The sequence below is a fragment of the Ramlibacter sp. genome, from assembly GCF_013697775.1.
Lineage (GTDB): Bacteria > Pseudomonadota > Gammaproteobacteria > Burkholderiales > Burkholderiaceae_C > Ramlibacter.
Genome location: NZ_JACCWG010000338.1, coordinates 1 through 7,417, shown reverse-complemented (window position 1 = coordinate 7,417; position 7,417 = coordinate 1). Strand labels below are relative to the sequence as shown.

Here is a 7,417-nt window from a genome sequence, read left to right as displayed (position 1 = left end):
GCGCGGCGGCGGCCGCGGAGCGGGAAGCGGATGGATTGGGCGGCGCCATCAGGTCGCGGCGGGTGCGCGATTCGCGCCCAGGTAGGTGTCGATCACGCGGGTGTCGCCGGCCAGTTCGCGCGCCGGGCCCTGCAGCGCGATCTCGCCGGTTTCCAGCACGTAGCCATGGTCGGCCACCTCCAGCGCCGCACGCGCGTTCTGCTCCACCAGCAGGATGGACACGCCCTGGTCGCGCAATCTCTCGATGATGCGGAAGATCTCGCGCACCACCAGCGGCGCCAGGCCCAGGCTGGGCTCGTCCAGCATCAGCAGCTTGGGCTGACCCATCAGCGCGCGGCCCACCGCCAGCATCTGGCGCTCGCCGCCCGACAGCGTGCCGGCCAGCTGCGCGCGGCGCTCCTTCAGGCGCGGGAACAATTCGTACACGCGCTCCAGCTCGTTGCGCCAGTTGGGCATGCGCAGCTTGCGCGCGCGCCAGCCGCCCAGCACCAGGTTGTCTTCCACCGGCATGGTGGCGAACAGCTCGCGCTTTTCCGGCACCAGCGCCAGGCCCAGCATCACGCGGTCTTCCAGCGTGGTGCCGGCCAGGTCGGTGCCGTCGAACAGCACCTGGCCGCGAAACGGCAGCAGGCCGATCAGCGCGTTCAGCGTGGTGGACTTGCCCGCGCCGTTGGGCCCGATGATGGTGGCCACCTTGCCGGCCTCCACGCCGAAGTCCAGCCCGGCCAGCACCTCGGCGCGACCGTAGCCGGCGTGCAGGCCTTTCACCTGCAGCAGCGGTGGAAGGGGCGGCGCGGCCATCAGTGCTCCGTTCCCAGGTAGGCGGCGCGCACCGCGGGGCTGGCTTGCGCCTGGGCCGGCGTGCCTTCCATCAGCTTGGTGCCGAACTCCATCACCACGATGCGGTCGGCCAGGCCCATCACGAATTCCATGTCGTGCTCCACCAGCAGCAGGCTCATGCCTTCGCCCTTCAGCTGGCGCAGCACCTCGGCCAGCGCCTGCTTTTCCTTGTAGCGCAGGCCGGCCGCGGGCTCGTCCAGCAGCAGCAGCGCGGGGTCGGTGCACAGCGCGCGGGCGATCTCCATCAGCCGCTGCGGCCCCAGCGCCAGGTTGCCGGCGAGTTCATGCATGTACTCGGACAGCCCCACCCGCGCGAGCTGGCGCTCGGCCTCGGCGAACAGCCGTTTCTCCTCGGCGCGGTCCAGCCGCAGCATGGCGCGGATGGCGCCGCTGGCGCTGCGCATGTAGCCGCCCAGCGCCACGTTTTCCAGCACCGTCATGTCGGCCACCATCTTCACGTGCTGGAAGGTGCGCGAGATGCCGTGCCGCGCGATGCGGCGCGACGCCATGCCGCCGATGCTCTGGCCGCGCCAGCGCACCTGCCCTGCGGTGAGCGGCAGCACGCCGGTGACCAGGTTGAAGGTGGTGGACTTGCCCGCGCCGTTCGGCCCGATCAGGCCGACGATGTCGCCGCTGTCGATGGCGAAACTCACGTCGTTGACGGCGACCAGCCCGCCGAACTCCTTGCGCACCGCCTCCACCCGCAGCAGCGGCTCGCCCTGCGCAGGCTTGTCGCGCGCGGGCAGGGCGGGCGCGCCGTCCCAATCGCGCACGCGCCGCGGGCGCGGCAGCCGCGCGGAGATGAAGCTCCACAGGCCGTCGGGCGCGTACTTCAGCACCACCACCAGCACGACGCCGAACACGATGGCCTCGAAGTTGCCGCTGGCGCCGATGAGCCGCGGCAGCAGCACTTGCAGTTGGTCCTCGGTCAGCTTCACCACGGCGGCGCCGAGGAATGCGCCCCACACCTGGCCGATGCCGCCCAGCACCGCCATGAACAGGTACTCGATGCCCTTGCCGAGCGCGAACGGCGTCGGGTTCACCGTGCGCTGGAAATGCGCGAACAGCCAGCCCGAGACGGCCGCCAGCACGGCGGCCAGCACGAACACCAGCAGCTTGTAGCGGAAGGTGGAGATGCCCATGGCCTCGGCCATGGTGGTGCCGCTTTTCAGCGCGCGGATGGCGCGGCCCGGGCGCGAATCGAGAAGGTGCGTGCAGCCCAGCGCGGCCAGCAGCGCAATGGCCCAGATCAGCACGTGCAGCCCGCGGCCGGTGCCCAGGTCGGTGCCGAACACGTGCAGGGTGGGCACGCCCAGCAGGCCGTCGTACTTGCCCAGCCAGTCCATGTTGGCCATGGTGTAGTTCAGCGCCAGGCCCCAGGCGATGGTGGCCAGCGGCAGGTAGTGGCCCGACATGCGCAGCGTGACCGCGCCCAGCACCAGCGCCGCGCAGATGGCGAGGCCCACGCCCAGCAGCAGCGCGAGCCAGGGCGAGGCCGCCAGCTTCACCGTGAGGAAGGCCGTGGTGTACGCGCCGATGCCCACGAAGGCGGCCTGGCCGAACGAGGTGAGGTTGGCCACGCCGGTGAGCAGCACCAGGCCGAGCGCCACCAGCGCGTACAGGCCGATGTAGTTGCTCTGCGTGATCCAGAAGTCCGGCACCGGCAAGGCGGGCAGCGCGAGCATCAGCAGCGCGAACAGCGGGAAGGCGAAGCGCCGCGCCGCGTTCATCAGTGCTCCTCCGAATGCGGGTCGCGCAGCGACCGCCACAGCAGCACCGGCAGGATGGAGGAGAACACGATCACTTCCTTGAACGAGCTGGCCCAGAACGAGCCGAAGCTCTCCAGCAGGCCGACGCCTAAAGCGCCCGCCAGCGCCAGCGGATAGCTGGCCAGCCCGGCGAATACCGCTGCGACAAAGCCCTTCAGGCCGATCAGGAAGCCACTGTCGTAGAACACCGTGGTGGTCGGGCCGATCAGCAGGCCCGACAGCGCGCCGATGAACGCCGCCATGGTGAAGGCGAGCCGGCCGGCGCCGCTGGAGGAGATGCCCATCAGGCGCGCGCCGACGCGGTTGACGGCGGTGGCGCGCAGCGCCTTGCCGGTGAGCGTGCGCTCGAAGAACAGCCACAGCATGACGATCAGCGCGAAGGACGCCATGAAGATGATCAGCGTCTGGCCGGTGACGGCGAGCGTGCCGGCGGAAAAGCGCTGGTCCCAGAAGCTCGGGTTGCGAAAGCCCTCGGCGCCGAAGAAGTACAGGCCCAGTCCGACCAGCGCGAAGTGCACGCCCACCGAGACGATCAGCAGCACCAGCACCGAGGCATCGGCCAGCGATTCATAGGCCAGCCGGTAGATCAGCCCGCCGAACGGCGTGACCAGCGCCAGCGTGAGCAGCGCCTGCACCACCAGCGGAAAGCCCTTGGGCGCCGCCCACCATGCGACGGCCGACGCGACCACCGGCCAGGCCAGCGTGCGCACCACGCGCAGCACCACGCGCGCGGGCGGCAGGCGCTGGCGCCAGCCTTCCACCACGTCGGCCAGCGCCGCCAGCACGGCCAGCGCCAGCAGGAACCACACGGTGCCGGGCACCTTGCCGGTCTGGAACAGCGCGAGCGTGAGCGCCCCGAAGGCGACGAACTCGCCTTGCGGGATGAAGATCACGCGCGTGACCGCGAACAGCAGCACCGTGGCCAGCGCGAGCAGCGCGTACACGGCACCGTTGGTCAGCCCGTCCAGGGCCAGGATGCCGGCGATCGAGAGGTCCAATTGCGCTTGCTTCCCGCGTTTACTTCTCGACCACGAACTTGCCGTCGGCCACCTTCAGCATCACGCCGGTTTCGTTGGTGTAGCCCCAGTGGTCGTCCTTGGTCCAGTTCATCATGCCGTGGGCGAACACCGTGCGGCCCATGCCTTCCAGCGCGTCGCGCAGCGCGGCGCGGAATTCGGGCGTGCCGGGCTTGGCCTTCTTGAGCGCGACCGGCACGATCTTCTCCATCACCACCTGGAAGTCGTAGGCATGGCCGGCGAACTGGTTGCGCGAACCGGCGCCGTTGGCCTTCTCGAACTTCGTCACGAAGTCGATGGCGGCCTTCTTGGAGGGGTGGCTGTCGGGCAGCTGCTCGGCCACCACCGCCGGGCCGGACACCACGTAGGTGCCTTCCACGTCCTTGCCGCCGATGCGCACCAGGTCGGGCGTGGCCGCGGCGTGGGTCTGGTAGATCTTGCCTTTGAAGCCGCGCTCGACGATGGCCTTCTCGGGCATGGCCGCGCCGGAGCCGGAGGCCACAACCACCATCGCATCGGGGTTCGCGGAGGTGAGCTTCAGTGCCTGCGGCGTCACGCTGGTGTCGGTGCGGGCGAACCGCTCCACCGCCACCACCTTCATGCCGTTCTTCTCGGCTTCGGGCGTCAGTGCTTTGAGCCACTGCTCGCCGTAGGCGTCGGTGTAGCCGAGGAAGCCGATGGTCTTGACGCCCAGCTTCTTCATGTGGCCGACCATCGCGTGGGCCATCACCTCGTTGCCCTGCGGCAGGCGGAACAGCCACTGGTCCTGGCCGGGCGGCACGCCCACCGGCGAGCCGGCCAGCTGCACCGTCTTGTTCTCCGCGGCCACCGGGGCCATGGCGGCGGCCACCGGCGTCAGGCAGGAGCCCAGGATGATGTCGACCTTGTCTTCGGTCAGCAGGCGGCGCAGGTTGCTCACGCCCTTGCCCGGGTCGCTGGCGTCGTCCAGCAGGATCAGGTTGACCTTCTCGCCGCCGATTTCCTTGGGAAACAGCGCCAGCTGCTTTTGCATCGGGATGCCCAGGCCGGAGCCGGGGCCGGTGAGCGACAGCACGACGCCGACGTTGATGTCGGCCAGGGCGCCGGCGGAGGCGAGCAGCGCGGCCACGGCCAGCACGGTCTTGCGGAATGTCATGGTGTTGTCTCCTGGAATCGGGGAAAGAGAGAGGAAAAAGCGCGTTTTTATCGTTGTCTGTGGGGCGCAGGCTCAGCGCGGCGCCATGCGCAGCGCGCCGTCCAAACGGATCACCTCGCCGTTTAGGTGGCCGTTCGTGACGATATGGCAAGCCAGCTGTGCGAACTCTTCGGGTTTGCCCAGGCGTGCCGGAAAAGGAATGGACGCGGCCAGGCTCTGCTGTACCGCCTCGGGCAGCTGCTGGAGCAGCGGCGTGGCGAACAGGCCCGGCGCCACGGTGCACACGCGGATGCCGTGCTGCGCCAGGTCGCGCGCCATCGGCAGCGTCATGGCCACCAGCCCGCCCTTGGACGCGCTGTAGGCCTGCTGGCCCACCTGGCCGTCGAACGCGGCGACCGAGGCGGTGAACAGCATCACGCCGCGCTCGCCGTCTTCCAGCGGCGCGAGCCTGGCGCATTCGGCGGCGAACAGGCGCGCCATGTTGTAGCTGCCGACCAGGTTGACGTTGATCACACGGGCGAAGTCTTCCAGCGGCGCGGCGCTGCCGTCTTTCTGCACCACCCGCTTGGCCGCGCCGATGCCGGCCACGTTCATCAGGATGCGCGCCGGGCCATGCGCGGCGGCGGCCTGGGCGATGGCCGCGGTGGCGCTTGCGGCGTCGGTGATGTCGCAGCGGCAGGCGATGCCGCCAATCGATGCGGCCACCGCCTGTGCCGCCGTTTCGTTGACGTCCAGCACGGCCACCTTGGCGCCCAGGCGCGCCAGTTCGCGCGCCGTGGCTTCGCCCAGGCCCGAGCCGCCGCCGGTGACCAGCGCCGCGTGTCCTTCGATGTTCATGGTGTGTCGCTTCGCGTGGGTTGCAGGGTGAGCGGCAAGGTGCCGGCGTGCAGCGCCTCCACCAGCGCGTCGCGGTGCTGCAGCACCGCGCGCTGGTTGATCGAGCCCTTGTCGGTGATCTCGCCCTTGTCGATGGAGGGCGGCGCGTGCAGCAGGTGCAGCCGCGCGACGCGGTTGGCGCTGCCCGTGGCCGACGCGGCCAGGCCGTTCAGCACCTTCTGGAAATGCGCCTGCACCGCGGGGTGCTCCAGCACCGTTTGCAGCGGCGTATCGGCCGCGGCGCCGGCCAGTTGCCGCACGGCGGGCGTGGTGAACACCAGCGCGCCGACCTCGTTGCGGTTCAGGCCGGTGATGACAGCGTCCTGCACGTAGGGCGCGCCGGCCGCGATGATCTTGGCGCGCAGCGGCCCGACGCTGACGAAGGTGCCGGTGGCGAGCTTGAAGTCTTCCGCGATGCGGCCGTCGAAGCGCAGGCCGCGGTGCGGGTCGGCGTCGTCGATCCAGCGCACCGCGTCGCCGGTGCGAAAGAACCCTTCATCGTCGAAGGCCTCGGCCGTGGCTTCGGGCGCGCGCCAGTAGCCGGGCGTGACGTTCGGACCCCTGTAGCGCACTTCGGTCTTGCCGTCGGAGGGCACCAGCTTCAGTTCCATGCCGGGCGTGGGCAGGCCCAGGTGGCCGGACTGCACGTCGGCGCTGGTGACGAACACGGCAAAGGGCGAGGACTCGGTCATGCCCAGGCCGGTGCCCATCACGATGCGCTCGCCGACCTCGGCTTCCTGGATGGCGTGCAGCAGGTCCCACAGCGGCTGCGCCAGCGCCGCGCCGGAATAGAAGAACATGCGCACGCGCGACAGCAGGTTGCGCCGCAGCACGGCGTCGTCCTTCATCGCATGGGCGATGGCCTCGAAGCCGGTGGGCACGTTGAAGTAGATGGTGGGCGCGACCTCGCGCAGGTTGCGCAGGGTTTCGCCGATCAGCGCCGGCACCGGCTTGCCGTCGTCGATGTAGAGGCTGCCGCCGTTGTACAGCGTGAGCCCGACGTTGTGGTTCCCGCCGAAGGTGTGGTTCCACGGCAGCCAGTCCACCAGCACCGGCGGCTCCTCGGCCAGCACCGGCATCGACTGGCGCATCTGCTGCTGGTTGGCGCACCACATGCGGTGCGTGTTGACGACCGCCTTGGGCAGCTTGGTGGAGCCCGAAGTGAAGAGAAATTTGGTGATGGTGTCGGGCGTGATGGACTGCATCGCCGCGTCGACGGCGGGAGTGGCTTCGGTGGCGAGCAGGGCGGAGAACGGCGTGACCGTGTGCGCCCCCGCTTTCGCTGGTACCCCATCCGTTCGCACTGAGCTTGTCGAAGTGCTTGCTGGGCCTTCGACAGGCTCAGGCCGAACGGCTGGGGGGAGTTCACCAACCACCACCTCCACATCCGCCGGAACGGCCGCTGCGATCGCCTTCGCATACCGCGCGCCATCCGCCGCGAACACCATTCCGGGCGTCAGCGTCTCCAGCACGTGGCGCAGCTTGGCGAAGTCCTGGCTGACGATGGAATAGGCCGGCGACACCGAGCAGTGCGGGATGCCGGCCACCAGGCAGCCGAGCGCCAGCAGCGCGTGCTCCAGCCCGTTCTCGCTCAGGATGGCGACCGGCCGCTCGGCGCTCAGCCCGCGCGCCAGCAGCGCCGTGCCGATGCGCCGCGCGCTGTCCAATGCTTCGGCGTAGGAGATGCGCCGCCAGTCGCCGGTGCTGCCGTCGGCGTTGCGCTCGCGCCGCGCGATGAAGGTGCGGTCCGGCGCGGCGGCGGCCCAGTGCAGCAGCCGGTC

Annotated in this window: 6 protein-coding genes; all 6 read right to left on the bottom strand. The window is 70.0% G+C overall.

The genetic code is table 11. The annotated features are described in order from the left end of the window. Positions 1-48 precede the first annotated feature (48 nt). On the bottom strand, positions 49-801 hold the full coding sequence (locus H0U68_RS17065) for an ABC transporter ATP-binding protein (protein WP_296357736.1): 753 nt from the start codon (positions 799-801) through the stop codon (positions 49-51). Next, a complete protein-coding gene (locus H0U68_RS17060; RefSeq protein WP_296357734.1) occupies positions 801-2,570 on the bottom strand; it encodes a branched-chain amino acid ABC transporter ATP-binding protein/permease in 1,770 nt (589 codons plus the stop codon). Before H0U68_RS17060 ends, H0U68_RS17065 begins: the two co-directional genes overlap by 1 nt. After that, positions 2,570-3,607, bottom strand: coding sequence for a branched-chain amino acid ABC transporter permease (locus H0U68_RS17055; RefSeq protein WP_296357732.1), 1,038 nt, complete (start codon positions 3,605-3,607; stop codon positions 2,570-2,572). The genes H0U68_RS17060 and H0U68_RS17055 overlap by 1 nt, the downstream gene beginning before the upstream one ends. 19 nt (positions 3,608-3,626) lie before the next feature. Further along, entirely contained in the window at positions 3,627-4,760 is a 1,134-nt protein-coding gene (locus H0U68_RS17050) for an ABC transporter substrate-binding protein (RefSeq protein WP_296357730.1), read from the bottom strand. 72 nt (positions 4,761-4,832) lie between these two features. After that, positions 4,833-5,597: an SDR family NAD(P)-dependent oxidoreductase gene (locus tag H0U68_RS17045; RefSeq protein ID WP_296357728.1), complete on the bottom strand. Its 765-nt coding sequence runs from the start codon at positions 5,595-5,597 to the stop codon at positions 4,833-4,835. After that, positions 5,594-7,417: feruloyl-CoA synthase (locus tag H0U68_RS17040; protein WP_296357726.1), on the bottom strand; the 1,824-nt coding region annotated here is incomplete at its 5' end. The genes H0U68_RS17040 and H0U68_RS17045, both read right to left, overlap by 4 nt.